We start from the raw sequence: 24759 nt of genomic DNA on the forward strand, positions 1-24759 counted from the left end.
CCCGGCAACCCTGCCGGGGCCCGTCGCTGTATCCCGGCCCGGAAGTGATCGCCCCAACCGCTAAGCACGGTCCGTCTGATGCCGATCAAGCCGGTGAGGCCCATTCCGACGGAAGGACGCCGCTGTGCGCCGCTTCAGCATCGGTGCCCGGCTGTTCGGCGCCTTCGCCGTGGTGCTGGCACTGCTGTTCGCCGTTGCCGTGGTCGCCTATGCGACCATCGTTGCGCAGCGTGACGCTGCCACCCAGGTCCGCCGGCTGGAACTGCTCACCCGCCAGGCCGGCGAGATCAAGACCCATGCGACCACGCTCAACGGCTGGCAGGCCGGGTTCATCAACGACATCTACCGGCTCGGGGCCGGCCGCGCGCTGGGCGGCGACTCGGTGGCGTACAAGGCCTGGCAGCAGGAGCGGGACGCGTTCCGCGGATTCCTGGCACAGGTCGACACCGCGAGCATGACCGAGGCCGAACGCGACGTCTTCAACAGGCTCACCACCGAGCTGGCCACGTACGTAGACATCAACGACAAGGTCGTCGCCGCATACCGCCCGGGCACCCCGAAAGCGCTCTGGAACGCCGACCAGATCGCCCTGTACGACAGCTGGAACAGCTACTACCGGATCATGGTGTCCGCGCAGCGGCTGGCCGCGTCGGTCGACGACCGCAGCGTGGCGGCGGTCCGCTCGTCGGCGGACGACGCCCGCCGCGCCGAGCTGGTCATCCTGATCGCGACCGGGCTGGCCCTGGCGCTCGGCGCGCTGTCCGCGGTCGTGGTGACCCGCAGCATCGTGCGGCCGGTCGGCTCGGCCCGGGACGCGCTGCGCCGGATGGCCGACCGGGACCTGACCGTCGAGCCGCCGGCGGACAGCGGCCGCGACGAGGTCGCCCAGATGTCGGCCGCGCTGGGGGAGGCGGTCGTCGCGGTCCGCACCATCGTCTCCGACGTGGCCCGGCAGGCGGAGATCCTCACTCACACGTCGGCGGAGCTGGACGCCGTCTCCGGCGCCTTCGCCAAGTCGGTCGGCGACACCTCCGAGCAGGCCGGCCTGGTCGCCGGGGCGGCCGAGGACGTCAACCGCAACGTCGACACGATGGCCGCCGGATCGCAGCAGATGGGCGCGTCGATCGAGGAGATCTCCCGCAATGCCGCGGAGGCGGCCTCGGTGGCCGCCGAGGCGGTGGCCGCGGCACACTCCGCCAACCGGACCGTGGCCAACCTGGGCACCTCCTCGTCCGCGATCGGTGACGCGGTGAAGCTGATCACCAGCATCGCCGCGCAGACCAACCTGCTGGCACTCAACGCCACCATCGAAGCGGCCCGGGCCGGCGACATGGGCAAGGGCTTCGCCGTGGTCGCCGGCGAGGTCAAGGATCTGGCGCAGGAGAGCGCCCGCGCCGCCGACGAGATCGATGCGCTGGTGCAGGCCATCCAGTCGGACACCGGTGCGGCGGTCACCGCGATCGAGATGATCGGCGAGGTGGTGGGCCGGATCAGCGACTACCAGACCGGGATCGCCGGCGCGGTCGAGGAGCAGACCGCCACCACCGGGGAGATGAACCGGGGTGCGGTGGCCGCGGCCGGTGGCACCGCCACCATCGCCGAGAACATCCGGGCGGTCGCCGCCGCCTCCGCGGCCACCTCGGCCGAGGTGGCCCGCTCCCGGGAAGCGGCCGCCGAACTGAGCCGCATGTCCGCCCAGTTGCGCGACGCGGTCGCCCAATTCCGGTACTGAGGACGGGACACATGAGCAAGCGCACCGCCACCGGCCTGCTCGGCGCGGCCCTCACCCTGCTGCTGTCGGCCTGCTCGGCGGCCATGGTCCCGGTCGCCCCGGCCGACTCTTCCGGCCTCGGCCGGCAGAGCGTGCACGTCGGGATCGCGTACGACAGCGCCGGGCGCGGCGACAAGAGTTTCAACGACGCCGCGGCGGCCGGCGTCGACCGGGCCAAGCAGGAGCTGCTGGTCGAAGCCTCGGAGGCCAAGACGCAGGCCGAGAGCGACGACGCCCGGGCGGCGGCGCTGCGCGGGCTGGCCGCCGGCGGCAGCAACCCGGTCATCGCGGTCGGATTCCTGTACGCCGCGGCGGTCGGCAAGGTCGCCAAGGAGTTCCCGGGCACCCTGTTCGCGATCATCGACGACGACTCGGTGACCGCCGACAACGTGGTCGCGCTGCTGTTCTCCGAGGAGCAGGGCTCGTACCTGGTGGGCGTCGCGGCCGGGCTGGCCACCAAACGTCACCGGGTGGGTTTCGTCGGCGGCGTGGACGTGCCGCTGATCCACAAGTTCGCGGCCGGCTACGTCGCCGGGGTGCACAGCGTCAGCCCCGATGTCCAGGTGGACGTGCGCTACCTGACCAAGCCGCCCGACTTCGGCGGGTTCAGCGCGCCGGCCAAGGGCAAGGCCGCCGCCCAGCAGATGATCGCCGGCGGGGCGGACGTGATCTACGCGGCGGCCGGCGGCTCGGGCACCGGGGTGTTCGAGGCGGCGACGGCCGCGCCCGGGCACGTCTGGACGATCGGCGTCGACTCCGACCAGTACGCCACCGCCGCCGAGGCGGTGCGCCCGCACATCCTGACCTCGATGCTCAAGCGTGTCGACAACGGCGTGTTCCAGGAGATCCAGGCCTTCGTCAAGGGCGACCGGGCCGGCGGCCGGAAACGCTACGACCTCAAGGTCGACGGCGTCGGCTACGCCACCTCCAACAAGGCCCTGGGCCCGTACGTGCCGGGCATGGAGAAGGCGCGATACCGGATCCTGAGCGGCGCGGTACGGGTACCGGTGTCCTGATCGGCCGTATGCTCTAGGCGCCGGAAGGGGGCCGACGCATGCGGATCACCGTGCTGGGCGCCGGATCGTGGGGGACCACGGTGGCGTCCGTGCTCACCCGCCGGGATCATGAGTCGCTGATCTGGGCGCGCAACCCGGACACCGCCGACGAGATCAACGTCAAGCACACCAACGATCGGTATCTCCAGGGTTTCCGGCTGCCCGCCCGGCTGCGGGCCACCGCGGATCTCGCCGAGGCGGCGGCCCACGCCGAGCTGCTGGTGGTCGGCGTGCCGACCGGGGCGTTCCGGGCCACGCTGGAGAGTGTCCGGCCCAGCCTGCATCCGTGGATCCCGGTGGTCAGCCTCAGCAAGGGTCTCGAACGTGACTCGCTGCTGCGGATGACCGAGGTGGTCAAGCAGGTGCTGCCCGGGCATCCGGCGGCCGCGCTGACCGGGCCGAACCTGGCCAAGGAGATCATGTCGGGGATGGCGGCGGCCACCGTGATCGCCACCGAGGACCTGACCGTGGCCGCCGAGATCCAGCGGGTGTTCCGCCGGGGACTGCTGCGCGTCTACACCAACCACGACGTGATCGGCTGCGAGGTCGGCGGCGCCCTGAAGAACGTGGTGGCGATCGCCACCGGGATCGCCCAGGGCCTCGGGGTGGGTGACAACACCCGGGCCGGCGTGATCTCCCGCGGGCTGGCCGAGCTGACCACCCTGGCCGTCGCGATGGGCGGCGAGGCGACCACCCTGGCCGGGCTGGCCGGGATGGGTGACCTGGTCGCGACCTGCATCAGCCCGCACAGCCGCAACCGGCACGTCGGCGAGCAGCTGGGCCGCGGCCGCGGCCTGGACGACATCCTGGCCGAGATGGGCCAGGTGGCCGAGGGCGTCAAGACGGTGCACGCCGCGGTGCGGCTCGCCGACCGGCACGGCCTGCCGATGCCGATCACCCGGACCATCCACCGGGTCGTGACCGGCGAGATCACCGCGGAGCGGGCGTACGCGGGTCTGCTGCGCTCACATCCGGCCGGGCACGAGTCGGAGCCGGGCTGATGCCGCTGCCTGACGGTGTCATGGTTGCCGGCGACCCGGCCGCCGACGCCTTCTTCCGCCCGCTGCCGGGCGATGCTCCGCACATAGAGGGCGATCGCGGCCGCGATCGGCGCCGTCGTCGCCGAGATCAGCAACCGGAGCGGCGGCCTCGGCTCGCTCATCGTCCTGTCCGGCATGTCCCTGGACACCCCGCTCGCCTTCGCCGCGAGCACCCTGCCGGCCCTGCTCAGCACCGCGCTGTTTGACCTGGTGGTAGCCCTGGAACGCTGGCTGGTGCCGTAGGCCCGGACGATCACCGGTTGACCGCTCGTCGGATTAGGGGATGGCCCACCGAGCCGCGCGCCATCCACCCGGCGAAACGTCGCATCGCGCCGGACGCACCGCTGCTTAGACGGTTGGTCACGTCGGGAATCTTCTCGGCGCACCGCCATGCTCCTGCTCGGCCCGCCCGCATGGTCATCGCCGCGGGCCACGAACGTGCACCGGGTGTTGCCGATCACCCGGCCCGTCGTTGATACCCCAAGGGGGTATGGGTATCGTGACGATGAGGCCGGCGGCGTCGTGCCGCGCCCGTACACACCGCAAGGGAGATCGTGATGGCCACCGAGACCTATACCGTGACCGGAATGACCTGCTCGCACTGCGTCAACTCGGTGAGCGCCGAGATCGGGCGGCTGCCCGGCGTGACCGCCGTCCAGGTCGATCTGGCCTCCGGCGCGGTCACCGTCACCAGCGACGGATCTCTCGACGAGGCCGCGGTGGCCGCGGCCGTCGACGAGGCCGGCTACCGGTTGGCGAGGTAGGTCATGAACACCGCTGTGAAGCTGGCCGGCTTCGGGATCGGGCTGGCGGCCGTGTTCACGGCCGCCCTCGGCCTCGGCCGCATCGCCGGCCACACCCCGGCTTCGGCGCCGGCCGCCCATGGCCACGCCGCGGCGACAGCCGCCCACGGGCACGACGGGACGGCGGCCGAGCCGGTCGCCGCGCTGCCCGGCGGGCTGCAGGTCACCCAGGACGGATACCGGCTCACTCCGCTCACCACCGTGCTGTCGACCGGCGTACCCCGGCAGTTCCGCTTCCAGATCATCGGGCCGGACGGTAGGCCGGTCATCGGCTACACCACCAGCCACGACAGGGACCTGCACCTGATCGTGGTCCGCCGTGACCTGTCCGGTTTCCAGCACGTGCACCCGCGACTGGCCGACGACGGCACCTGGTCGATTCCCGTTGCCGTGCCCACCGCCGGGCAGTACCGGGTGTTCGCCGACTTCCAGCCCATCGGGCACGACGGGATCACGCTGGGGGCCGACGTGCCCGCCGCGGGGGACTACCGGCCGGTGCCGCTGCCGGCGGCCGCCCGTACCGCGACGGTGGACGGCTACACCGTCACGCTCGCCGGCGACCTCGCCCCGGGCGCCTCGTCCCGGCTGGCCCTGTCGGTCAGCCGGGACGGCCGCCCGGTCACCGACCTGCAGCCGTACCTGGGCGCCTACGGGCACCTGGTCGCGCTGCGCGCCGGCGACCTGGCCTACCTGCACGTGCACCCGGACGGCGAGCCGGGCGACGGACGCACCGCGGCCGGTCCGGAGGTCGTCTTCCACGCCGAGGTCCCGTCCGCCGGCACGTACCGGCTGTACCTGGACTTCCAGCACAGCGGGACGGTGCACACCGCGGAGTTCACCGCCGTGGCCGGTCCGCCCGTCAGCGCACCGTCGAGTCCGGCCGGGCATGGCGCCGACGGCCATAACCACGATTAGGAGGATCCGATGGCATCCGTCGCCGGGCCACTGCCGGTGGCCCCGAACCGGGTCGAGCTGTCGATCGGTGGCATGACCTGCGCTTCCTGCGCCGCTCGCATCGAGAAGAAACTCAACCGCATGGACGGGGTCACCGCCACCGTCAACTACGCCACCGAGAAGGCCTCGGTCAGCTACAGCGGCGACGTCACCGCCGATGACCTGATCGCCACGGTGCACAAGACCGGCTACACCGCCGCGCTGCCGCCGCCCCCCGCGCCGGCCGGTGCGGACCGGGCCGAGCCGACGCAACCGGCCGACGAACTGCACGACGCCCGGACCCGGCTGTGGATCTCCCTGGTGCTCAGCGTCCCGGTGGTGCTGCTGGCCATGGTGCCGGCCTGGCAGTTCACCTACTGGCAGTGGCTGTCGCTGACCCTGGCCGCGCCGGTCGTCGTCTACGGCGGCTGGCCGTTCCACAGGGCCGCCTGGACCAACCTGCGGCACGGCGCAGCGACCATGGACACCCTCGTCTCCCTGGGCACCGTCGCCGCCTTCGGCTGGTCGCTGTGGGCGCTGTTCTTCGGCACTGCCGGCACCCCCGGCATGACGCACCCGTTCGCACTCGCCATCGGGCGCGGCGACGGCACCGGAGCCATCTACCTGGAAGCCGCCGCCGGGGTCACCACCTTCATCCTCGCCGGCCGCTACTTCGAGGCCCGCTCCAAGCGCCGCGCCGGCGCCGCTCTGCGCGCCCTGCTCGAACTCGGCGCCAAGGACGTCACCGTGCTGCGGGACGGCGTCGAACACCGCATCCCGGTCGCCGAACTGAGAGTGGGGGACCGGTTCGTGGCCCGGCCCGGCGAGAAGATCGCCACCGACGGCGTCGTCGAGGACGGCACCTCGGCCGTCGATGCCAGCATGCTCACCGGCGAATCCGTGCCGGTCGAGGTCAGGTCCGGCGACAGCGTGGTCGGCGCGACCGTCAACGCCGGCGGCCGGCTGATCGTGCGCGCCACCCGGGTCGGCGCGGACACCCAGCTGGCGCAGATGGCCAAGCTGGTCGAGCAGGCCCAGACCGGCAAGGCGCCGGTGCAGCGACTCGCCGACCGGATCTCCGGGATCTTCGTGCCGATCGTCATCGCCCTGGCCGCGGCGACGCTCGGCTGGTGGGTCGGCACCGGCTCCGGCTGGACGGCCGCGTTCACCGCCGCGGTGGCTGTCCTGATCATCGCCTGCCCGTGCGCACTCGGGTTGGCTACCCCGACCGCGCTGCTGGTCGGGACCGGCCGCGGGGCTCAACTGGGCATCCTGATCAAGGGCCCCCAGGTTCTGGAGTCGACCCGCGCCGTCGACACGGTCGTGCTGGACAAGACCGGTACCGTCACCACCGGCCGGATGACCCTGGTCGACGTGATCCCCGCCGACGGTCAGGACCGTGAGGAGCTGCTGCGCCTGGCCGGCGCGCTCGAGGCCGCCTCCGAGCACCCGATCGCTCAGGCGGTCGCCCGGGCCGCCGCCGAGCGGGCACCGCTGGCGCCGGTCGCCGGATTCACCAACCTGGAAGGCCTCGGCGTCCGCGGCACCGTCGAGGACCGCGACCTGTTGATCGGCCGGCTACGCCTGCTGCACGAGCACGACTACGCCGTTCCCGCCGACGTCGAACAGGCGGTGACCGCGGCGCAGCAGGCCGGGCGGACCGCGGTGGTCGCCGGCTGGGACGGTCAGGCGCGCGGCGTGCTGGCGGTCGCCGACGTCGTGAAGCCCACCAGCCGCGACGCGATCGCGGCGCTGCGCCGGCTCGGGTTGACCCCGGTGCTGCTGACCGGCGACAACGAGACCGTGGCACGGGCGGTCGCCGCCGAAGTCGGCATCGATCAGGTGATCGCCGAGGTGCTGCCCGCCGACAAGGTGGAGGTGGTCAAGCGGCTGCAGGACCGGGGCAAGGTGGTGGCGATGGCCGGTGACGGCGTGAACGACGCGGCCGCGCTCGCTCAAGCCGATCTCGGCCTGGCCATGGGCACCGGTACGGATGTCGCGATCGAGGCCTCGGATCTGACCCTGGTCCGCGGTGACCTGACCGCCGCCGTGGACGCGATCCGGCTGTCACGGCGTACTCTGCGGATCATCAAGAGCAACCTGTTCTGGGCCTTCGCCTACAACGTCGCCGCGCTGCCGCTGGCGGCGGCCGGGCTGCTGAACCCGATGATCGCCGGTGCGGCGATGGCGTTCTCGTCGGTGTTCGTGGTCGCGAACAGTCTCCGGCTGCGCCGGTTCACCACCATCAGCCGGTAGGTGAACTCCGGGTGCGGTGCTGCCCACCGGTCTCGGGCCCGGGCAGCACCGCACCCGGAGTTGTCGAGACTCGACGAGGCGGGGCTGCGGCGCCGGTTACCGGTGCTCGTCGCTGATGCCCGCCCCGGCGTGGTCGGCGTGGAACAACGCCTCGGCCAGCAGGGCCCGCACGTGGCCATCGGCAGCCGAGTAGTGCACATAGGTGCCTTCCCGGCGACCCTTCACCAGCCCGGCCAGCCGCAGCTTGGCCAGGTGCTGGCTGACCGCGGTGGGGGCCGCGCCGACCATCTCGGCCAGGCATGCCACCGACGACTCGCCCTGCAGCAGCGCCCACAGGATCTTGATCCGGGTCGGGTCGGCAAGCAGCCGGAAACCCTCGGCGGCGAGGTGAACCTGCTCGTCGTCGGGCATCCGGAAATCCGGCAGCGAGGTGTGCACGGCATCAGCGTAACCGATACCACCATACCCATCTGCCTGGCTGGTTGCGTACCTGCGTGCCTACGCATGTAACGTGGTTGCCGTGACTGTGACGATGACCCCGTCCACCGCCGCGCCTCATCCGGCCGCGGGCGCGCCGAAACGGCGGTTGGTCTCCCGGATGGGGGCGCTTCCGGAGATCCGCTGGGCGACGCTGGCCACGCTGCTGTTCGCCGCCGGCGGCATCACGCAGCTGGCCGGCGCGCCCACGCCGCTGTGGTGGGTCCTGTATCTGGCCTGCTACGCCGCCGGGGGATGGGAACCGGCCCTGGCCGGGCTCCAGGCGCTGCGGGAGCGCACGCTGGACGTGGACCTGCTGATGATCGTCGCGGCGATCGGCGCGGCCGCCATCGGACAGGTCTTCGACGGCGCGCTGCTGATCGTCATCTTCGCCACCTCCGGCGCCCTCGAAGCGTTCGCCACCGCCCGCACCGCCGACAGCGTCCGGGCCCTGCTGGACCTGGCCCCCGAGCGGGCCACCCGGGTCGACGCGGACGGCACCGAGCACAGCGTGCCCACCGGTGAGCTCCAGGTCGATCACGTGATCCGGATCCGTCCCGGCGAACGCATCGGCGCCGACGCGCGAGTCATCGACGGGGCCAGCGAGGTCGATCAGGCGACCATCACCGGTGAGCCGCTGCCCGTCGCCAAGACCGGCGGTGACGAGGTGTTCGCCGGCACCCTCAACGGCACCGGCACGCTGCTGGCCAGGGTCGACAAGGCGGCCGGGGAGTCGGTGATCGCCCGGATCGTCGCCCTGGTCGAGGAAGCCTCGGCCAGCAAGGCCGAGACCCAGCTGTTCATCGAGAAGGTCGAGCGGCGTTACTCCCTCGGCGTCGTGGTCGCCACCCTCGCCCTGTTCGCCGTGCCGCTGCTGTCCGGTGCGGACCCGCGAACCACGCTGCTGCGGGCGATGACCTTCATGATCGTCGCCTCGCCCTGCGCGGTCGTGCTCGCCACGATGCCACCGCTGCTGTCGTCGATCGCCCTGGCCGGCCGGCACGGTGTGCTGGTGAAGTCCGCGGTGGTGATGGAGCGGCTCGCCGACACCGGCATGGTGGCGTTCGACAAGACCGGCACCCTGACCGCGGGTACGCCGGGCGTCGCCGAGATCCACCCGGCCGGCCCGTTCACCGAGCGGGATCTGCTGCGTCTGGCCGCCGCCGCCGAACACGCCAGCGAGCACCCGGTCGCGGCCGCGGTGGTGTCCGCGGCCCGCGAACGCGGTCTGGTCCGGCCCGTCGCGGAGGACTTCGCCTCCGCCCCCGGCCGCGGCGTGCGCGCGCTCGTCGACGGACGGCTGGTACAGGTCGGCAGCCCGGTCCTGCTCGACACCGTCACCGCACACCGCGACGAGGTCGCCGAGGTCCGCGCCACCACGGCCCGCGCCCAGGACGCCGGCCGCACCGCGGTGATCGTGCTGGTCGACGGCAGGCCGGCCGGGGTCATCGGGCTGGCCGACCGCATCCGGCCCGCCGCCACCGCCTCCGTGACCGCCCTGGCTCAGCTCACCGGCGCCCGGCCGGTGCTGCTCACCGGCGACAACGCGGGCGCCGCAGCGCGTCTGGCCACCGAGGCGGGCATCACCGAGGTGCACGCCGGCCTGCTGCCCGCCGACAAGGTCGAGCGCGTACGCACCCTGCAGGACGGCGGCCGGCGGGTGCTGCTGGTCGGCGACGGCGTCAACGACGCCCCCGCCCTGGCCGCCGCCGACCTGGGTGTCGCCATGGGCGGCCGCGGCTCCGACCTCGCCCTGTCCACCGCGGACGCGGTGCTGGTCCGCGACGACCTGACCGCTCTGCCGGCGGTCATCGCCCTGTCCCGGCGTGCCCGTCGCCTGGTGGTCGCGAACCTGATCATCGCGGCGAGCTTCATCACCGTGCTGGTCTGCTGGGACCTGTTCGGCCACCTGCCGCTGCCGCTCGGCGTGGCCGGGCACGAAGGCTCCACCGTCATCGTCGGCCTCAACGGCCTGCGACTGCTGTCGGCCAGGGCCTGGCGCCACGCCACCAAGGGGGCCGCGGCGTGAGCCGCCGTCCCCGCCCCGCCGCCGGCGGGACGCCACCCGGCTGCACCGTCACCGTGTGCCGCGGCTGCTGCTGCGGCACACCCGAGGTCCGCGCCATCGACCACGCCGCTCAACTGGCCCGGCTGCGCCAATCGCTGGCCGGGGCGGCGCAGGTCCGGGTCAGCGGCTGCCTCGACGCGTGCGAACACGCCAACGTCATCGTCGTGCAACCTTCTCCCGAAGGGCGGCGTGCCGGCGGCCGGCCCGTCTGGCTCGGCCTGGTCAACGACCCCGGCGCCACCGACGACATCATCGCCTGGGTGCACGCGGGCGGCCCCGGCCTGGCCGACCCGCCCGGCCTGCTCGACCTCCACCTCATCAACCCGGCCCGCCGGATCCGCCAACAACTCACCTGAACACGGCTGCTTCGCGAACCCGCCGCCGGCACACTGGTCGGCAGTGCACCTCAAGGACCACCAGCCGTTTACGGCAGCGCGGCGTACCACCGGGCGCCCGTGACGTGCACCCGCGTGGCCAGGCTGCGGTTCCAGGTGACCTGCATACCGTGGTGGTGCAGCACCGGGAAGACGATCTCGTCCAGCATCTGCTCCACGTCGGCCCGGTACCGGGCCTGGCGCTCGGCGGCCGAGAGATCGTCGTACGCGGCCCGGTCGAGATTCTCCGGCGCCCAGGTGCCGTAGCCGAGGTAGACCGAGCCGTTCGCGCTCTCCGCCAGCGCCTCGGTGTCCTGCTGGTGGAACCAGACGTAGCCGCGCCAGTGCCGGCTGCCGTCCCGCTCGTCGTGGATCTCCGCGGCAGCGCAGGTGCCGCAGCAGGCGAAGTTCTCCCGCGCGACCACACCCAGCTCGTTGAGCTCGGCGAACGCGCTGGTCAGATTGGTGCGCACCGGCCCCCAGGCGCGCTGCTGCGCCCGCCGGGCGTCGAGCGCCCGGCCGTACGCCGCCGCCAGCTCCTCGTCGGTGGCGCCGTGCCGGTCCTCCTCGACATCGAAGCAGTCCACGAAATCGGCCGCGTCGGTCTCGCCGCGCACGATCCAGCTCCAGATCTCGTCCTCGACCCGGGTCCGACCCGGCTCATCGATCCGGTCGGTCAGGAACCGCACGCCGGCCGGCCGCTCGTTGAAGACCCACTCATCCACGGCCGCGATCATGACACGGGGGAGTGTCGCCAGTGTCCCCGGGTGATGCCGGCGCCCTTCGCGGCGCCCACGGCCGCGGACATGCGAAAGGGCGCCCACTCCTGGGGCGCCCTTTCCGCATCGCCTGGCCGGTAAGGCTAGAACCAGACCTTTCGACCACCGACCGGGCGACCGACGGCACCGAGGATCCAGAGCACGGCACCGACCACCAGGAGAATGATGCCGATCGTGTACAGGATCGACACGTGCAGGAAGATGCCCAGCAGCAGAAGAATGAGCCCGAAGGTCAGCATGACTTGCTCCGTTTCGTCAGCGGGTGTCTCCCGCTGACCGCCCTGTTACCCAGCACGTCAAAAAGCTAATCCGGTCGATGGTCGAGCGCTGCGAGGTCATGCCTCAGCGTCGCGGATCTCCTCGAAGGTGCCGTCGGGCTTCATGCGGAAACGGCGTGGCGGCCCCATCTGTCGCAGTAGCCGCTCCATCGTGGCCTCGCGCTCCGCCTGCTCCCGGCCGGTCGGGTCGGCCACCCGGAAGCCGCGCAGCGGAACCTCGTACGGATCGACGTCGCTCGGGTCCCGAAGACCTTCCAGGATGAAGCCGAACAGCGCGCGCAGGGCGTCCTCACCCAGCTCCAGCGGGTGAAACGGCAACGGATACGGATCTCCCGTGAACGTCGCGCCGGCCGGCCGCTCGCCCGCCCAATAGGGTCGCTCGAAATCGTACGGCTCGCCGATGTTCTCCACGATGCCGCCATCCGGGGAAAGGCTCAGCGAACGGACCAGCGAGCCGTTCTCCCAGACCGCGAAGCACAGCCAATCGGAGACCGAGTGCATTCCGTGCATGATGATCCGGCGGCCGGCTCCCGCTTGGAGCAGACGGGCCGGCAGCTGCGACGGCCGGTCGCCGACGAGGCGGCGATCGCACAACAGCTCAGCCCCGACCAGCACCGTCGCGTAGCTGGTGTCATCCGGCGGGTAGACGTCCTCTCCGAGCACGCCGTCACCGATCGGCGTCACGTCGTAGTCGGGGTGGAATCCGCGCACCAGCGCGAGCGCCTCGGCGGGGTCGGCGTCCACCGCTTCGCGCAGCGCGGGGCGTAGATCGCCTGTGGTGAAGGCAAGCAGTGCGGTCTTCGCGCCCATGGGATCCTCCGCCTCCGCTGGGGATGATCACGCCCGCGCGTCTCGACCGTCCGGGATCCTCTCCAGGGCGGCTCGCGCCTCGGTCAGCACGGCCGGCGGGGCGGAGGTCGTCAGCACGTGCCGCAGCGCCGTGCGGTAGGCGACGTCGAAGGCCTCCGCGGCGGGCACCGCCACGTCCGGGATCACTCCGGTGCCCTCCCAGTTGCCCTCGGTGACCGGGTTGATCGAGCGCGCCGTCGGCACCGTGATCTCGAAGGTGGCGGTGATGGGGAACGCCTCGGTGGGATGAGCCCCGCCCCGGGTGGTCTCCCCGATCAGCACCGCCCGCTTCTGCGCCTGCAGGTTGTAGCAGATCTCCTCGCCGGCCGAGAAGGTCGTTCCGCTGGTCAACAGGTAGACCGGCCGGTCGACGTACCGCTCGCCGGGCAGCCAGGCGTGGCTCCAGTACTGGCGGGTGCGGCCGGTGGCCCCCTCGTAGATGTCGTTGAGGTGGGTTTCCCCGTCCGGGAAGAAGTAGCTGCACCAGAAGACGGCCCCGTCCGGGGATCCGCCCCGGTTCCTGCGGAGATCGAGGATCAGGGCATGGGTGTGTGACACCAGTTCCATGGCCGCCGCGATCGCCCGGCCCCCGAGGTCGGCCGCGGTCACGGCGCGCAGCTCGAGCAGACCGATGTTCCCGTCGAGGCGTTCCATGCGGGCGATGCCGTGGTTGCCGAGCCGGTCCTGTTCGCGCCAGGCCGCCTCCACCTCATCCTCGGTGAGCGCGTCGTGCAGGCTCTCGTCCCGTACCCGTACCCGCAGATGTCTGTCCTGGCAGACCGCGAACAGCTCGCTGGTCAAGCGCTCGCCGAGGGCCTGTTCGGTGAGCCCGTCGTACTCGCCGGCGGCCAGTCGGGCGCGGATGCCGTCGGCCGCGGTGCGCGCCTTGTCGGCGAAGATGTAGTTGCTGCAGAGCAGATCGATGGCCTTGGTCACCAGTTCACCGGACATCCGGAGACCGTATCGGATCATGCGGAATGCCTCGACCCCGCCGGGATTGGTGGTCGAACAGTTACCGTGGGGCACTTGACACCGGCCGGGATAATTCCCGCCATGATCGAGATCCGGGACCTGACGAAGACCTACGGGCAGGTGGCTGCCGTCCGCGACGTGACGTTCACCGCCGCGCCGGGCCGGGTCACCGGCCTGCTCGGGCTCAACGGCTCCGGCAAGAGCACCACGCTGCGGATCCTGCTGGGCCTGGCCCGGCCGACCAAGGGCGTCGCGCTGATCAATGGTCGCCGCTACCGGGAACTCGACCATCCGGTACGCCACGTCGGCGCGGTCATCGAGCAGGGTCTGAGCCATCCCGGCCAGTCCGGGTACGCCCACCTGCGCACCCAGGCGCTGCTCGGCGGTTTCCCCCGCGAGCGGGTCGGCCGGTTGCTCGAGTACGTGGGCCTGGGGCACGCGGCCACCAAGCGGACCGGCGACTACTCGCTCGGCATGAAGCAGCGGCTGGCGGTGGCGACGGCCCTGCTCGGGGAGCCCTCGGTACTCGTGCTCGACGAGCCGGTCAACGGCCTGGACCCGCCGGGCATGGCCTGGCTGCGCGAGCTGCTGACCAAACACGCGGCGGACGGGGGGACCGTGCTGATCTCCAGCCATCTGCTCGCCGAGCTGGAGCACTTCGTCGATGACGTGGTGATCATCGGCCAGGGCCGGATCCTGGCGTCCGGAACGCTGGCCGAGCTGGCCGGCACGGAGCGGCTCCGGGTGCGCGGCGGTGATCCGGCCCGGCTCGCGGCGTACTTCGAGCACTACGGCGCGACAGTGACGCCCGACGGGCCGGTGCTGTTCGTCTCCGGGATCAGCGCGGAACAGGCCGGCACCATCGCGCTCGCCGCCGGGGTCCCGGTCTTCGAGCTGGTGGCCGAGGCCCAGCACCTGCAGGAGATCTTCATGAGTGTGTCGGAGGCCCGATGATCGTCGTCGTCCGCAGCGAGCTGTACCGCAGCGTGAGCATCCTGTCGTCGTGGCTGGCGCTGATCGGGTTCGCCCTCATGGCCGCGCTGGTCGGCTGGTTCAGCAAGGAGGCGTGGTCGCTCTTCGCCGGGCTGGGCGCCTTCGGCATCGCGGTGACCGTCACCGCCCAGCACTACCAGCACCGGACCATCGTGCCGGTGTACCTGAGCCACCCGCACCGCTGGCGGGTCCTGATCGCCCAGTGCGTGTCCGCGGCCGTGCTGGGCATCCTGCTGACGGCCGTCAGCGGATTGCCGGTGCTGCTCGACGGCCACGCCGCCCAGTACCGGTCGACGGTCCTGGTCGCGCCGGTGATGGCCGTGTTCGGCACGCTGTGCACGGCCGTGCTGCGGCATCCGATGTGGCTGCTCGGTGGCGTCTTCGCCTGGCTGCTGTTCGCCGAGGGGTTGATCAACCGGATGGCGATCGGCCTGCCGTTCGCCTCGTTCGCAATGGCTTCCGGCGGCAACGTCAAGGCGCTGCTGTACCTGCTGGCCTGGACCGGCGCGGCGATTCCGCCCGCGGTCTGGGCGATCCACCGGGACGTCGCCAGCGACTGAGACGACGGCGGAGCAGAGCCGCGGTGGTCGGCGACCCGGCGACGCCGGCGCCGACCACCGCGAGCTCGACGATCACGGGGCTATCGCGAAGGTGAACGTGTACGGCTTCTGGATCGGCACGCCGTCCGACACCGCGCTGGTCACGCCGGTGACCGTGCCGGTGTAGGTGCCGGCCGGCAGCGCCGCGCCGGGCGTGAAGACCAGGGTGCCCGGCGACGGTTCGGCGACCGAGCCCGCGACCGTGCCGGACGGGCCGGCCACGGTGACCGATCCGGAATAGTCGGCGCCGGTCGGACGGATGTCGCGTTCGAAGCGGACGGTGACCGCACGCGCCGTCGCCTCGGTGGTGACGACGAGAGGATCACGCCAGTACCGGATGGCCTTGTGGCTGTCCGGCACGCTCGCGTCGCCCCACGCGGTCGACGTGTCGTCGACGAGCATGGTGTGGCTGAGGCCGCCGTCGACGCTGACGCTGCGGTTGTCGGTCCCGGTGATCGACCCCCACTCCTCGACCCGGTCCCAGGTGCCGCGGGTGTATTTGTACTGCAGGTCGGTGCCGTCCAGGATCGACACGGTCGCCTCCCAGACGCCGCCGCCGCGGTCGGTCATCGCCTGTTTGCCGGGGTCCCACGGACCGAGCTGGGCGATGCTGCCCGGCACGTACAGCGTCGCGTCCGGCGGCGTCCCGGGCGGCGCGAGCACCCGGAAGGTCACCGCGACCGGTTTCAGGGGGACGGTGAGCGCGGCGGGCGCACTCGTCGCGGTCCCATCCGGATTGCGGTACGCGATGTGCACCGTCACCGGTTGCGTCCGGGGTGCCGCCCCGGCCGGTGTCGCGGCGTAGGTCGCCGTGAACGTCGCGCCGGGTGCCAGCCGGGCCGCGGTCGTCGCCGACTTCGGGGTGACCACCCAGCCGGCCGGCGCCGTGACGGTGGCCGCCACGTCGGTGATCGCGCCCGGACCGTGGTTGGTCGCGGTCGCCACCAGGGTGCTGGTCGCCCCGGACTGCAGCCCGTCGGGTGCGGTGAACGTGGTGTCGACGGCCGGCTTCTGCGCCACGGTCAACGTCGCCCCGTCGTGCTCGACGGTGACCGCGCGCCCGGCGGCAATCGCCGGCAGGGCCACGGTGAGAAGGTGCTTCCCGGGGTCGTAGGTCCACGCCGCGGAATGCCCGTCGGCGGTCACCCGATGCGGCCGCGCGACATCGGCGAACGCGACCGTGTACTGCCGGGTGGTCGGGGCGCCCGGATAGGTGCCCTGCACCGGTCCGACGGTCAGGGCGGCCCGCCGGCCCTCGGTGTAACGGGCCGGGATCCGCGCCGACCGGCCGGTGCGGTAGCCGAGGCCGTCACCGTTGTCCTCGTACACCGAGGCGGTCCCGGACCCGTGCGGGTAGGCGGTCAGGGTCAGCCTGTCCCTGGGTTGCGTGGCGACGTTCACGTCGCCGGCGCGCTGCGCCAGAATGCCGCCGCCGCGCACGTAGACCGGCATGTGGTCGGGGGTGGCGCCGACCGTCCGGGTGACCGGTCCGCGGAAGGTCTCCCCGGTGAAGAGATCGGTCCAGGTGCCGGGCGGGAACCACACCGGCGCGGTGGTGCTCAGCCCGGGTGTGGTGACCGGCGCGACCAGCAGCGAATCGCCGAGCAGGTATTCCGAGTCGTGCCGATAGGCCTCGCTCTGCTCCGGCCAGTTCAGATAGAGCGCCCGCGCCATCGGCAGTCCGGTGTCGTAGTTCTGCCGAGCCGCGGTGTACAGATACGGCACCAGCGATTCGCGCAGCCGCAGGAAATCGGCGGCCGGCCCGCTCACCGCGCTGTCGTACTCCCACGGCAGCCGGTCGCCGTGGTCCGAGTGCAGGCGCAGGATCGGCTGGAACGCGCCCAGCTGCACCCAGCGCAGATACAGGTCGTCGCTGAGATGCCTACCGGCGAAACTGCCGATGTCGTGGCTGACATAGGACTGCCCGATGGCGGCGCCCTCACCCGGGGTCATCGCCGCCGCGAAGGCGAGCGTCGCGAACGTCGCCTCGGTGTCACCGGTGAAATGCACGGTGCTCCGATGTTCGGCCCAGGGACCGGAAGGGCCGATTGCGGTGTACGCGGGAAACGCCGCACCGATCCGGGACAACGCGAAGCCGCGGACGCCCCGCGCGTCACCCTCGCGCCGGTACAGTTCGTTCACCCAGGAATCCGGGGTGACGCCCGGCGTGCTGACGGTGCTGTCGTCGCAGCAGTAGTCCAGCCACCACTGTCGTACGCCCTGCTGTTCGAAGGGTTGATGCAACTGCACGAAGGCGGCGGCCTGATCCGGGTCACCCCAGTCGAACCGGTACGGGTTCGGCGCGAAACTGTTCGTCGACGGCTGCAGTCTGCCTTTCGCGGTCGCCTGCGCCTGCGCGAACCGCGGATCGTCCCCGCTGATCGCCGCGTGCACGTTCAGCGTCGCGTTGACTCCCGCGGCGCGCAGCTGCTTGAGGAACGCGTCCGGGTCCGGGAACAGGCCCGGATTCCAGTTCCACCCGGCCCACTGGTTCGGCGCCTTCCAGTCGGTGTCCATCACCAGCGAATCCAGCGGCACCCGGTGGTTCTTGAAGGCGGGCAGGATCGTGGTGCGGTAATCGGCCGTGCTGTACGCCTGGTACTTCGAGAACCAGGTGCCGAACGCCCACTCCGGCGGCAGCACCGACGGCCCGGTCAGCGTCCGCAGATCGGCGAGCGCCCGCGGGTAGTCGTGCCCGTAGCCGAACAGGTAGCCGTCCTGATAGGCGCCGGTCCGCGCGGGCCGCGCCCCCAGCTGGCCGTTTCCGGTGCGCAGCGCGGTCGCGGTGTCGTCCAGCAGATACCAGCCCTGCCGGTCGAGCAGCCCGGGATGCAGGCTGAGCTGGTCGACCGGCCCGGCCTGCCCGGCGTAGTAGTCCAGCCCCCGGTACCAACCGCCGAGCGGGTCGGCCGGCTGCATGCCGAAGCCCGGGTGCACACTGGTCCGGCGCCCGGCCACGGTCAGGTCCAGCGTGGTGTTGGCGGCGGTCACCGGCCCGCTGTCCAGCCGGTAGTGCAGGGTCACCGCACCGGTCCACACCCGCAGCTCGCCGTGGGCGGTGCCGGCCCGGAACCAGGTCCGCCCCGGTGCCCGGTCGACGGCGTTGAAGGTGGCCTGATCCTCGAAGTGGTCGTCGGCGGCGTATTCGAGACGCAGCAGTGTCGGGCTGAGCACCTGCACCCGCAGATGCCCGGCCTGCACACTCTGTCCGTGCACCCGCGGAGGCCGCGGCGCCGCGAGCGCGGTGCCCGGCGTGGCGACCAGCGCCAGCAGCACGGTGAGGAGAACGGAGACCCGAGCGGGTTTCAGCATGAGCCTCAGCGTTCGCCAGACCCGACAACGGTGTCAATAGGCAACTGTCTATAAAGTCAGGCGTCGCCGGCCGATCTCGACCCGGCCGGCCGGGAACTGATCGCCACGCCGGTACGCCGGGTGGGCGGGGTTCCGTAGCCGACCGGAGCGGTTCGGGTTGGCGGTCGTAGATATCATCCTCGGCCGTGGATCGCCTGCTTGTTCCTTTGACTCCGGTTATCGCGCTGCTCCTGTGGGGGGTGATCTCGCCGCGATCCCAATGGCAGAAGCTTTTCGCCTGGGGCTATCGCAACCCCGAGGCGAACGAGCCGAGCGACGCGGCGTACATGCTGACCCGCATCGGCAACGTCGTGATGCTCGGCGTGCTGGCGTGGGCGGTCCTGGGGCTACCCCTGCCAGGCGGCCACGCCGGAGCGCGGCCCGCGGCCACCCCTCAGCGACCCGCCGTCGAGGACCTGTACGAAGCGTTCGGCGTCGACGAGGCGACAGCTGTCATGCCCCCGGTAGTCACCGGCTCGCCGAAGTCGACCCGGCCGGTGAAGGTCGTCCGTTACCAGAAGGTCGACGCGACGAGGCCGCCGGTGTACCTGGGGCAGGCACTCACCGGGAAGACCGGCGACTGGCTGATTCTCGGGGTGCGAGCCGATACGCCGCCCACCGGCGTCCGGATCAATGAGCAGGTGCCGTTCGACTTGTATGTCGGTGTCCTTACCGGTTGCACGGTGTCTTGCCCGACAACGCCGATCAGCTCCGGCAAGAAGTTCTACCTCGTGCCGGTGCGGCTCAGCCGACCGCTCGGCTCCCGCCTGGTGTACGACGTCACTGGTGAACTGGTGCCGTGAGCGGGGATTCGCGGCGCCCTGCCGAGCCTTGGACCCGTGTCCGTTGCAGCAGCCGGCTGCGGACGATGTCGTCAGCGCACCGGCGGCCTTGAAGTTCGCTGAGGGCGTCGACGCGGACAGGAACTCCCCCTGTCGCCGGGCACGGTGCCGCGCGGACCGCTCAGGGCTTGGGAGTGAGGCCGTGGTAGGTCCAGCGATATTTCGCGTTCGTTGTGCGGGCGACACTGTCCAGCACGGCTCCGGCGTCCAGCCAGGGCTGCACCAGCGATCCACGGACCTCGCGAGCGGCCAGCGGTTCATAGCCCTTGTCCTCCTTGAACAGGTCGAGGATGGTGAGCTGCCCTTCGTGCCGGGACGTTCCGTAGCTCCGGATCCCCTCGGCCAGGAAGGCCGAGAAGTCCCCGAGCGCGGGGAACAGCGACGACGACCATCGTTGCGCCGGGACCGCTCGACCGTTGAAGCGGTCGTTCCCCAAGGCGACCAGCACCGACTCGCCGTCTCTGCTGATGTTCGCGGACAGATGCTCGTGCTGGGCCGAGAACCCGGCCCCGGTGAAGAGGGAGCCGAGAGCCGAGTCGGTCGTGCGCTCGGTGACGAAGACGGCAGGGCGGCCGCCTGACCTCTGATCGAGCACTCCGTAGCGCCGCGCCGCACTGACGCTCCGGACGCCGAACAGGGAGGGGACAGGGCCGGCCGTGACCTTGCTGAGCCGCAACACGCACACCGAGGCAACCGCATCGCCGTCGACGAGCTGCGGGGTCAACCAGGCAACCGGGAGCAGGCGTTCCAGGTGGTCGGCGGGCAGACGGTAGTTGAAGATGATGCGCTCCTCCACCAGAGCGCGAACGGAGGGCAGTCGGCTACCCGTCGCCGTCGATTCGTGGGCATCAAGTACAGGCATGGGGCACAGTCTGCAGGCCGGTGCCGCGATGAGACCAGGGCCCACCAGGCTCCGCGGACGATGCCGGCGGCCGGTGTCCGCTCGTGGAGGTTGGAGCCGACGACAACCCGACCCAGCGACATGACCGGATGCGGCGCTCGACCGGAACGTTCCGGTTTCGGGAGTGGAACGGGCATGGCTTGTCGGTGCGGGTACGCATCGCTGGTGCGTTGCCGGATGGCCGTCGACTGGGATCCTTGAGGCGTGATGGGCCGGGTTCAGCGGGTAGGCGTCTGCTGAGAGGTGCAGCGGACGCGATCTGTGGGGGATGGGCGCGGCGTTCGTTGTGGCTGACGAGGGGGAGCACTGTGGTGCGGGAGCACGGCGACGTCCAGCCGGGTGCGCAGGCGGCTGGTGACAGCGGTGTCACGGTCTCCCATGCTCAGGGTCAGCAGGTGGGTGACCGCAACGTCCAGCACAACCATTTCCCTGCCGCCGCCGTGTCGCCGATGTCGGTGCGGCCGTCTTCGGTGCCGGCGCCGGACGGATTGGTCAACGTGGCGGTGGCGGCGGGTGTGTTCGTCGGCCGCGGCACGCAGCTCCAGCAGCTCGATGAGGTGCTGGCCGAGCCGGGGGCCGCGGTGGTTCAGGCTGTCCACGGGTTGGGTGGGGTCGGTAAGAGCACCCTCGCGGCACGGTGGGCGTGGCAGCACCGTGACCGGTACCGGCCGGTGTGGTGGATCGACGCGGACACGACGGCCGGTATCGACGCCGGGTTGGCCACGTTGGCGACCGCTTTGCAGACCGACCTGCCCGATGGCCTGTCGCTGGAGGTGCTGCGGGAACGGGCGTTGCAGTGGCTGGCCTCGCACGACGGGTGGCTGTTGGTCCTGGACAACGTCAACGACCCGGGTGACGTCGCCCGCTTGTTGGCTCGTGTCGGCACCGGCCGGCTGCTGGTCACCAGCCGGCGGGCCACCGGCTGGGCGGGTATCGCCACCGCCATCGCGTTGGATGTGCTCGACCTTGATGACGCCGCCGAGGCGATGCGGCAGGTCCTGGCCGGCAGCGGCCGTGCCGGTGATGCTGACGGGCTTGAGCGGGTGTGCCGGGAGTTGGGCTGTCTGCCACTGGCGGTGGACCAGGCGGCGGCCTACCTTGCCGAAACGGGTCTGTCCGCCGCCGCCTACCTGCAGCTGTTGCAGCAGTATCCCGCCCAGATGTTCGACCAGGGCGGTGAAGGTGCCGGTGGGCGCACCATCGCCCGGGTGTGGCGTGTCACTTTGGACCAGCTCAGTGATACGCCGCTGGCCGGCGACATCCTGCGGATCCTGGCCTGGTACGCCCCGGATGCCGTCCCCCGCACCCTGCTCGACGGGCTGGCCGACCCCGCCACGACCGCCCGGGCGGTCGGCCGTCTCGCCGCCTACAGCATGATCACCGCCGATGAGGACACTGTGAGCGTGCACCGGCTGGTCCAGGCCGTCGCACGCATTCCCGACCCGGACGACCCGCACCGGCAACCCCACGACATCAGCACCGCCCGCACCCGCGCGATCGAGCACCTGCAAACCGCGATACCCGACGACTGGCGTACGCCACAGGATTGGCCTGTCTGGCGGGTTATGACACCGCATATCGAAGCCCTCGCCCAGCACGACCGCAACCACCCCGAACCCGACGCTGCAGCCAGCCGGCTCTACAACCAGACCGCGAACTTTCTGCACGATCAAGGCGTCATCGGCCGGGCGATTCCGCTGTACGAGCAGGCCTCGGCCGACTGTCGTCGGGTGGTCGGCGACGACCATCTGCAGACTCTGACCTTGGTGAACAACCTCGCCGGCGCCTATGAGACCGCCGGGGATCTGGGCCGGGCGATGCCGCTGTACGAGCAGGCCGTGGCCGGCTGTCGTCGGGTGCTCGGCGACGACCACCCTGACACGCTGACCTCGATGAACAACCTCGCCGGCGCCTACCAGGCAGCCGGGGATCTGGGCCGGGCGATTCCGCTGTTTGAGCAGGTCTTGGCCGACCGGCGCCGGGTGCTCGGCGACGACCACCCTGACACGCTGGGCTCGGTGAACAACCTCGCCTACGCCTACCACACGGCCGGGGATCTGGGCCGGGCGATTCCGCTGTTCGAGCAGGCCTTTGCCGACCGGCGCCGGCTGCTCGGCGACGACCACCCGCAGACGCTGACCCTGGTGAACAACCTCGCCGGCGCCTACCGAACGGCCGGGGATCTGGGCCGGGCGATCCCGCTGTACGAGCAGGCCTTGGCCGACCGTCGCCGGGTGCTCGGCGACGACCACCCGCAGACGCTGGGCTCGGTGAACAACCTCGCCTACGCCTACCAGGCAGCCGGCGATCTGGGCCGGGCGATGCCGCTGTTCGAACAGGCCGTGGCCGGCTGTCGTCGGGTGCTCGGCGACGACCACCCTGACACGCTGACCTTGGTGAACAACCTTGCCGGCGCCTATGAGACGGCCGGGGATCTGGGCCGGGCGATCCCGCTGTTCGAGCAGACTTTGGCCGGCTGTCGTCGGGTGCTCGGCGACGACCACCCTGACACGCTGACCTTGGTGAACAACCTTGCCGGCGCCTATGAGACGGCCGGGGATCTGGGCCGGGCGATCCCGCTGTACGAGCAGGCCGTGGCCGGCTGTCGTCGGGTGCTCGGCGACGACCACCCGATCACCCGAGTGGTGCAGAAGAACTCGGTCACCGTTCTGAAACGGTGAAGCCGAGGCCTTGGACGGCGTGAAGATTGACGAACTCGACCCGGACGCCTCCGCCGGTCAGCGTCCGGACGAGCCGGCGCAGGTCGTCCAGGTCGCGGGGAGGCGGTCCATGGAGTGCGCGAAGACGGTGTCGTCATCGCGGACGTAGGTGATCAGCTCGTCGAGCGCGAGGCCTTGCCGGACCCCTTGTCGGTGAAGACGCGTGCCCAGGAAGCTGCGGTGGCGGCGCCTGAGGCGTGCCGGCCCCGGTTGAATGTGCCAGGCGCTTGACACAAGCGTCTGTCGTCGCCCATCCTCCTTGTGCCACACGCTTGATACAACGGGGGAGCGCGCATGTCCGTACTACCGATCCTGGTACTGCTGTCGGGCCTGGTGGCATGCGGTGTATTGCTGACGCTCCTGATGCGTAGGGGCCCGCGCCAACCGGCTGCCGCGCCGGGCGACATCCCGAGGGCGATCGCCCGACGCACCGCCGTGCTGCGGTGGACGGGCGTGACGCTCGGCGTGATCGTCGGTGTCGTCGCCGCGCGATCGGGCGACCTCGGCACAGGACTGTTGATGGCCGCACCGCTGTTCGGGCTGTGCACCCTCATCGGCGTACTCGCCGGCGAGCTGACGATCCGGCCACCGCACGGGCCGACACGCACCGCGGCCGTCGAGGTCCGCCGCATACGCGACTACCTGCCACGCCACCTCAGCCGGGTGGTCGCCGCCGCCGGCGGCGGGCTCCTGGTCCTGCTTACCGCCACGACCGCGGCCGGCGGTCCCGACGACATGGGCCGCCCCGGACGCTCGCTCACCCGGCAGTGCACCTCCGACACGGTGGAGAGCCACGGCCCGTGGCCGGGCCTGTTCTATACCTGGCCCCTGCTGGTCGTCGTACTGGTCGGGCTGCTGATGGGGTACCTCGCCGTGCGCACCATCGTCCGGCGACCGCGCTCCGGCAGCACCGGCGACCTGGCGGTCGACGACGCGCTGCGCAGGCGCGCGGCCCGGGTCGTCACCGGCGCGGTCGGCGTGCTCATCGCCATCCCGCTCGCCGGGGTCAGCCTGATCGCGGCCGGTGGCCTACTCGACATCTCCTGCGCGCCGACGTGGTGGACGATCACGGGCTGGGCCCTGCTTGCCGTGGTTCCCGCATCGCTTGCCATGGTGACCTGGTGTGCGGTCGCGCTCGTGACCCCGCTGGACCGAGCCGACCCGCTGGTGGGGGCCCGGTGACCGATCGCCCGGCGTTGACGGTGGTCACCGACGATCCCACGCCGCCGTACGAGCAGCTGCGCCGTCAGTTCGTCGAACTGATCCGGTACGGCGTGCTGGCCCCCGACGATCGCCTGCCGCCCCTGCGCCAGCTCGCCGCCGATCTGGGGCTGGCCGTCGGCACGGTCGCCCGGACATACCGCGAACTCGAGGCGGCCGGAATGGTGGTCTCCCGCCGAGGCGGCGGGACCCGCGTGGCAGCACTACCGCCGCCCGGGGCGAATCCGGCCGAGACCTTACGCGAGCGTGCTGCCACGTTCGTGCGTGAGGCCCGTCTGCTCGGTGCGGACGATGATCAGATCGCGTCGGCGGTCGCTCGGGCGTTGGACCGCTGAAATCATTCGCGTCCGCGCGGTTCCGGGCCGCTGGTCCTCCGGATCATGGGGAAGGCCGGAAATCCAACGCTCGGGACCCGTGCTACTAAGGGGAGGCTACCTATGTTGGAAGGGTGCCTCGCATCGTGCCACCGCCTCGACC

Annotated in this window: 21 protein-coding genes and 1 pseudogene; 14 read left to right on the forward strand and 8 right to left on the reverse strand. The window is 71.4% G+C overall.

The window, feature by feature from the left end; translation table 11 throughout:
* The first annotated feature begins 124 nt into the window (after positions 1–124).
* The 6 genes from ACSP50_RS18030 to ACSP50_RS18060 all read left to right on the forward strand — a co-directional run bounded on the left by ACSP50_RS18030 (position 125) and on the right by ACSP50_RS18060 (position 7858).
* Positions 125–1732, forward strand: coding sequence for a methyl-accepting chemotaxis protein (locus ACSP50_RS18030; RefSeq protein WP_014690676.1), 1608 nt, complete (start codon positions 125–127; stop codon positions 1730–1732).
* An 11-nt stretch (positions 1733–1743) separates the two neighbouring features.
* Positions 1744–2787 carry a BMP family protein gene (locus ACSP50_RS18035; RefSeq protein ID WP_014690677.1) on the forward strand — a complete coding sequence of 348 codons (1044 nt, stop codon included), beginning with the start codon at positions 1744–1746 and terminating at the stop codon, positions 2785–2787.
* A 38-nt stretch (positions 2788–2825) separates the two neighbouring features.
* Complete coding sequence (locus ACSP50_RS18040) at positions 2826–3827, forward strand: NAD(P)H-dependent glycerol-3-phosphate dehydrogenase (RefSeq protein ID WP_014690678.1); 1002 nt, start codon at positions 2826–2828, stop codon at positions 3825–3827.
* Between the two features lie 596 nt (positions 3828–4423).
* Positions 4424–4630, forward strand: coding sequence for a heavy-metal-associated domain-containing protein (locus ACSP50_RS18050; protein WP_014690680.1), 207 nt, complete (start codon positions 4424–4426; stop codon positions 4628–4630).
* 3 nt (positions 4631–4633) lie between these two features.
* Positions 4634–5584, forward strand: coding sequence for a hypothetical protein (locus ACSP50_RS18055; protein ID WP_014690681.1), 951 nt, complete (start codon positions 4634–4636; stop codon positions 5582–5584).
* 9 nt (positions 5585–5593) lie between these two features.
* A complete protein-coding gene (locus ACSP50_RS18060; protein WP_014690682.1) occupies positions 5594–7858 on the forward strand; it encodes a cation-translocating P-type ATPase in 2265 nt (754 codons plus the stop codon).
* A gap of 96 nt (positions 7859–7954) precedes the next feature.
* On the opposite strand, the gene ACSP50_RS18065 is transcribed toward ACSP50_RS18060, so the two are convergent.
* The gene (locus ACSP50_RS18065; RefSeq protein WP_014690683.1) at positions 7955–8269 is read right to left on the reverse strand and encodes a metalloregulator ArsR/SmtB family transcription factor; all 315 of its coding nucleotides are present in this window, start codon (positions 8267–8269) and stop codon (positions 7955–7957) included.
* A gap of 121 nt (positions 8270–8390) precedes the next feature.
* On the opposite strand from ACSP50_RS18065, the gene ACSP50_RS18070 reads away from it, so the two are divergent.
* Together ACSP50_RS18070 and ACSP50_RS18075 are read left to right on the forward strand one after the other, a co-directional pair.
* Positions 8391–10364 (forward strand): heavy metal translocating P-type ATPase, encoded by a 1974-nt coding sequence (locus ACSP50_RS18070; RefSeq protein WP_014690684.1) that lies wholly within the window; start codon positions 8391–8393, stop codon positions 10362–10364.
* Positions 10361–10759: a hypothetical protein gene (locus ACSP50_RS18075; protein ID WP_014690685.1), complete on the forward strand. Its 399-nt coding sequence runs from the start codon at positions 10361–10363 to the stop codon at positions 10757–10759. The genes ACSP50_RS18070 and ACSP50_RS18075 overlap by 4 nt, the downstream gene beginning before the upstream one ends.
* Positions 10760–10827: 68 nt before the next feature.
* Here ACSP50_RS18075 and ACSP50_RS18080 read toward each other — a convergent pair whose 3' ends face one another.
* The 4 genes from ACSP50_RS18080 to ACSP50_RS18090 all read right to left on the reverse strand — a co-directional run bounded on the left by ACSP50_RS18080 (position 10828) and on the right by ACSP50_RS18090 (position 13634).
* Complete coding sequence (locus ACSP50_RS18080) at positions 10828–11502, reverse strand: hypothetical protein (RefSeq protein WP_155123537.1); 675 nt, start codon at positions 11500–11502, stop codon at positions 10828–10830.
* Between the two features lie 137 nt (positions 11503–11639).
* Positions 11640–11795: a hypothetical protein gene (locus ACSP50_RS43050; RefSeq protein ID WP_014690687.1), complete on the reverse strand. Its 156-nt coding sequence runs from the start codon at positions 11793–11795 to the stop codon at positions 11640–11642.
* Between the two features lie 96 nt (positions 11796–11891).
* The gene (locus ACSP50_RS18085; protein ID WP_014690688.1) at positions 11892–12644 is read right to left on the reverse strand and encodes a hypothetical protein; all 753 of its coding nucleotides are present in this window, start codon (positions 12642–12644) and stop codon (positions 11892–11894) included.
* 27 nt (positions 12645–12671) lie between these two features.
* Positions 12672–13634 carry a S41 family peptidase gene (locus ACSP50_RS18090; RefSeq protein WP_052311621.1) on the reverse strand — a complete coding sequence of 321 codons (963 nt, stop codon included), beginning with the start codon at positions 13632–13634 and terminating at the stop codon, positions 12672–12674.
* A 102-nt stretch (positions 13635–13736) separates the two neighbouring features.
* Between ACSP50_RS18090 and ACSP50_RS18095 the strand changes: the two genes are divergently transcribed.
* Both ACSP50_RS18095 and ACSP50_RS18100 read left to right on the forward strand, forming a co-directional pair.
* Positions 13737–14609 (forward strand): ABC transporter ATP-binding protein, encoded by an 873-nt coding sequence (locus ACSP50_RS18095; RefSeq protein ID WP_014690690.1) that lies wholly within the window; start codon positions 13737–13739, stop codon positions 14607–14609.
* Positions 14606–15208 carry a hypothetical protein gene (locus ACSP50_RS18100; protein WP_014690691.1) on the forward strand — a complete coding sequence of 201 codons (603 nt, stop codon included), beginning with the start codon at positions 14606–14608 and terminating at the stop codon, positions 15206–15208. The genes ACSP50_RS18095 and ACSP50_RS18100 overlap by 4 nt, the downstream gene beginning before the upstream one ends.
* A 72-nt stretch (positions 15209–15280) precedes the next feature.
* Here the strand turns inward: ACSP50_RS18100 and ACSP50_RS18105 are convergent, their stop codons facing one another.
* Positions 15281–18559 (reverse strand): TIM-barrel domain-containing protein, encoded by a 3279-nt coding sequence (locus ACSP50_RS18105; RefSeq protein ID WP_014690692.1) that lies wholly within the window; start codon positions 18557–18559, stop codon positions 15281–15283.
* Positions 18560–18744: 185 nt separating this feature from the next.
* Here ACSP50_RS18105 and ACSP50_RS18110 point away from each other — a divergent pair, with 185 nt between their 5' ends.
* A complete protein-coding gene (locus ACSP50_RS18110) occupies positions 18745–19401 on the forward strand; it encodes a hypothetical protein (RefSeq protein WP_014690693.1) in 657 nt (218 codons plus the stop codon).
* A 160-nt stretch (positions 19402–19561) separates the two neighbouring features.
* Here ACSP50_RS18110 and ACSP50_RS18115 read toward each other — a convergent pair whose 3' ends face one another.
* Positions 19562–20302, reverse strand: coding sequence for a DUF2071 domain-containing protein (locus ACSP50_RS18115; RefSeq protein WP_080127898.1), 741 nt, complete (start codon positions 20300–20302; stop codon positions 19562–19564).
* A gap of 350 nt (positions 20303–20652) precedes the next feature.
* Between ACSP50_RS18115 and ACSP50_RS18120 the strand changes: the two genes are divergently transcribed.
* Positions 20653–23022, forward strand: a complete 2370-nt coding sequence (locus ACSP50_RS18120; RefSeq protein WP_052311623.1) for a tetratricopeptide repeat protein — start codon at positions 20653–20655, stop codon at positions 23020–23022.
* A 28-nt stretch (positions 23023–23050) separates the two neighbouring features.
* On the opposite strand, the pseudogene ACSP50_RS44820 reads toward ACSP50_RS18120, so the two are convergent.
* Positions 23051–23225: pseudogene (locus ACSP50_RS44820) on the reverse strand (recombinase family protein); the annotation flags it as partial.
* Between the two features lie 130 nt (positions 23226–23355).
* Between ACSP50_RS44820 and ACSP50_RS18125 the strand changes: the two are divergent.
* The gene (locus ACSP50_RS18125; RefSeq protein WP_014690696.1) at positions 23356–24243 is read left to right on the forward strand and encodes a hypothetical protein; all 888 of its coding nucleotides are present in this window, start codon (positions 23356–23358) and stop codon (positions 24241–24243) included.
* Positions 24240–24617, forward strand: coding sequence for a GntR family transcriptional regulator (locus ACSP50_RS18130; RefSeq protein WP_014690697.1), 378 nt, complete (start codon positions 24240–24242; stop codon positions 24615–24617). Before ACSP50_RS18125 ends, ACSP50_RS18130 begins: the two co-directional genes overlap by 4 nt.
* Positions 24618–24759 lie beyond the last annotated feature (142 nt).

Source organism: Actinoplanes sp. SE50/110 (assembly GCF_900119315.1).
Taxonomy (GTDB): domain Bacteria; phylum Actinomycetota; class Actinomycetes; order Mycobacteriales; family Micromonosporaceae; genus Actinoplanes.

Bases quoted from the DNA above. Each gene is read 5' to 3' on its own strand.
- ACSP50_RS18035 (WP_014690677.1), top strand. From the start codon at position 1,744: ATGAGCAAGCGCACCGCCACCGGCCTGCTCGGCGCGGCCCTCACCCTG.
- ACSP50_RS18040 (WP_014690678.1), top strand. From the start codon at position 2,826: ATGCGGATCACCGTGCTGGGCGCCGGATCGTGGGGGACCACGGTGGCG.
- ACSP50_RS18050 (WP_014690680.1), top strand. From the start codon at position 4,424: ATGGCCACCGAGACCTATACCGTGACCGGAATGACCTGCTCGCACTGC.
- ACSP50_RS18055 (WP_014690681.1), top strand. From the start codon at position 4,634: ATGAACACCGCTGTGAAGCTGGCCGGCTTCGGGATCGGGCTGGCGGCC.
- ACSP50_RS18060 (WP_014690682.1), top strand. From the start codon at position 5,594: ATGGCATCCGTCGCCGGGCCACTGCCGGTGGCCCCGAACCGGGTCGAG.
- ACSP50_RS18065 (WP_014690683.1), bottom strand. From the start codon at position 8,269: ATGCCCGACGACGAGCAGGTTCACCTCGCCGCCGAGGGTTTCCGGCTG.
- ACSP50_RS18070 (WP_014690684.1), top strand. From the start codon at position 8,391: ATGACCCCGTCCACCGCCGCGCCTCATCCGGCCGCGGGCGCGCCGAAA.
- ACSP50_RS43050 (WP_014690687.1), bottom strand. From the start codon at position 11,795: ATGCTGACCTTCGGGCTCATTCTTCTGCTGCTGGGCATCTTCCTGCAC.
- ACSP50_RS18085 (WP_014690688.1), bottom strand. From the start codon at position 12,644: ATGGGCGCGAAGACCGCACTGCTTGCCTTCACCACAGGCGATCTACGC.
- ACSP50_RS18090 (WP_052311621.1), bottom strand. From the start codon at position 13,634: ATGTCCGGTGAACTGGTGACCAAGGCCATCGATCTGCTCTGCAGCAAC.
- ACSP50_RS18095 (WP_014690690.1), top strand. From the start codon at position 13,737: ATGATCGAGATCCGGGACCTGACGAAGACCTACGGGCAGGTGGCTGCC.
- ACSP50_RS18100 (WP_014690691.1), top strand. From the start codon at position 14,606: ATGATCGTCGTCGTCCGCAGCGAGCTGTACCGCAGCGTGAGCATCCTG.
- ACSP50_RS18105 (WP_014690692.1), bottom strand. From the start codon at position 18,559: ATGCTGAAACCCGCTCGGGTCTCCGTTCTCCTCACCGTGCTGCTGGCG.
- ACSP50_RS18115 (WP_080127898.1), bottom strand. From the start codon at position 20,302: ATGCCTGTACTTGATGCCCACGAATCGACGGCGACGGGTAGCCGACTG.
- ACSP50_RS18125 (WP_014690696.1), top strand. From the start codon at position 23,356: ATGTCCGTACTACCGATCCTGGTACTGCTGTCGGGCCTGGTGGCATGC.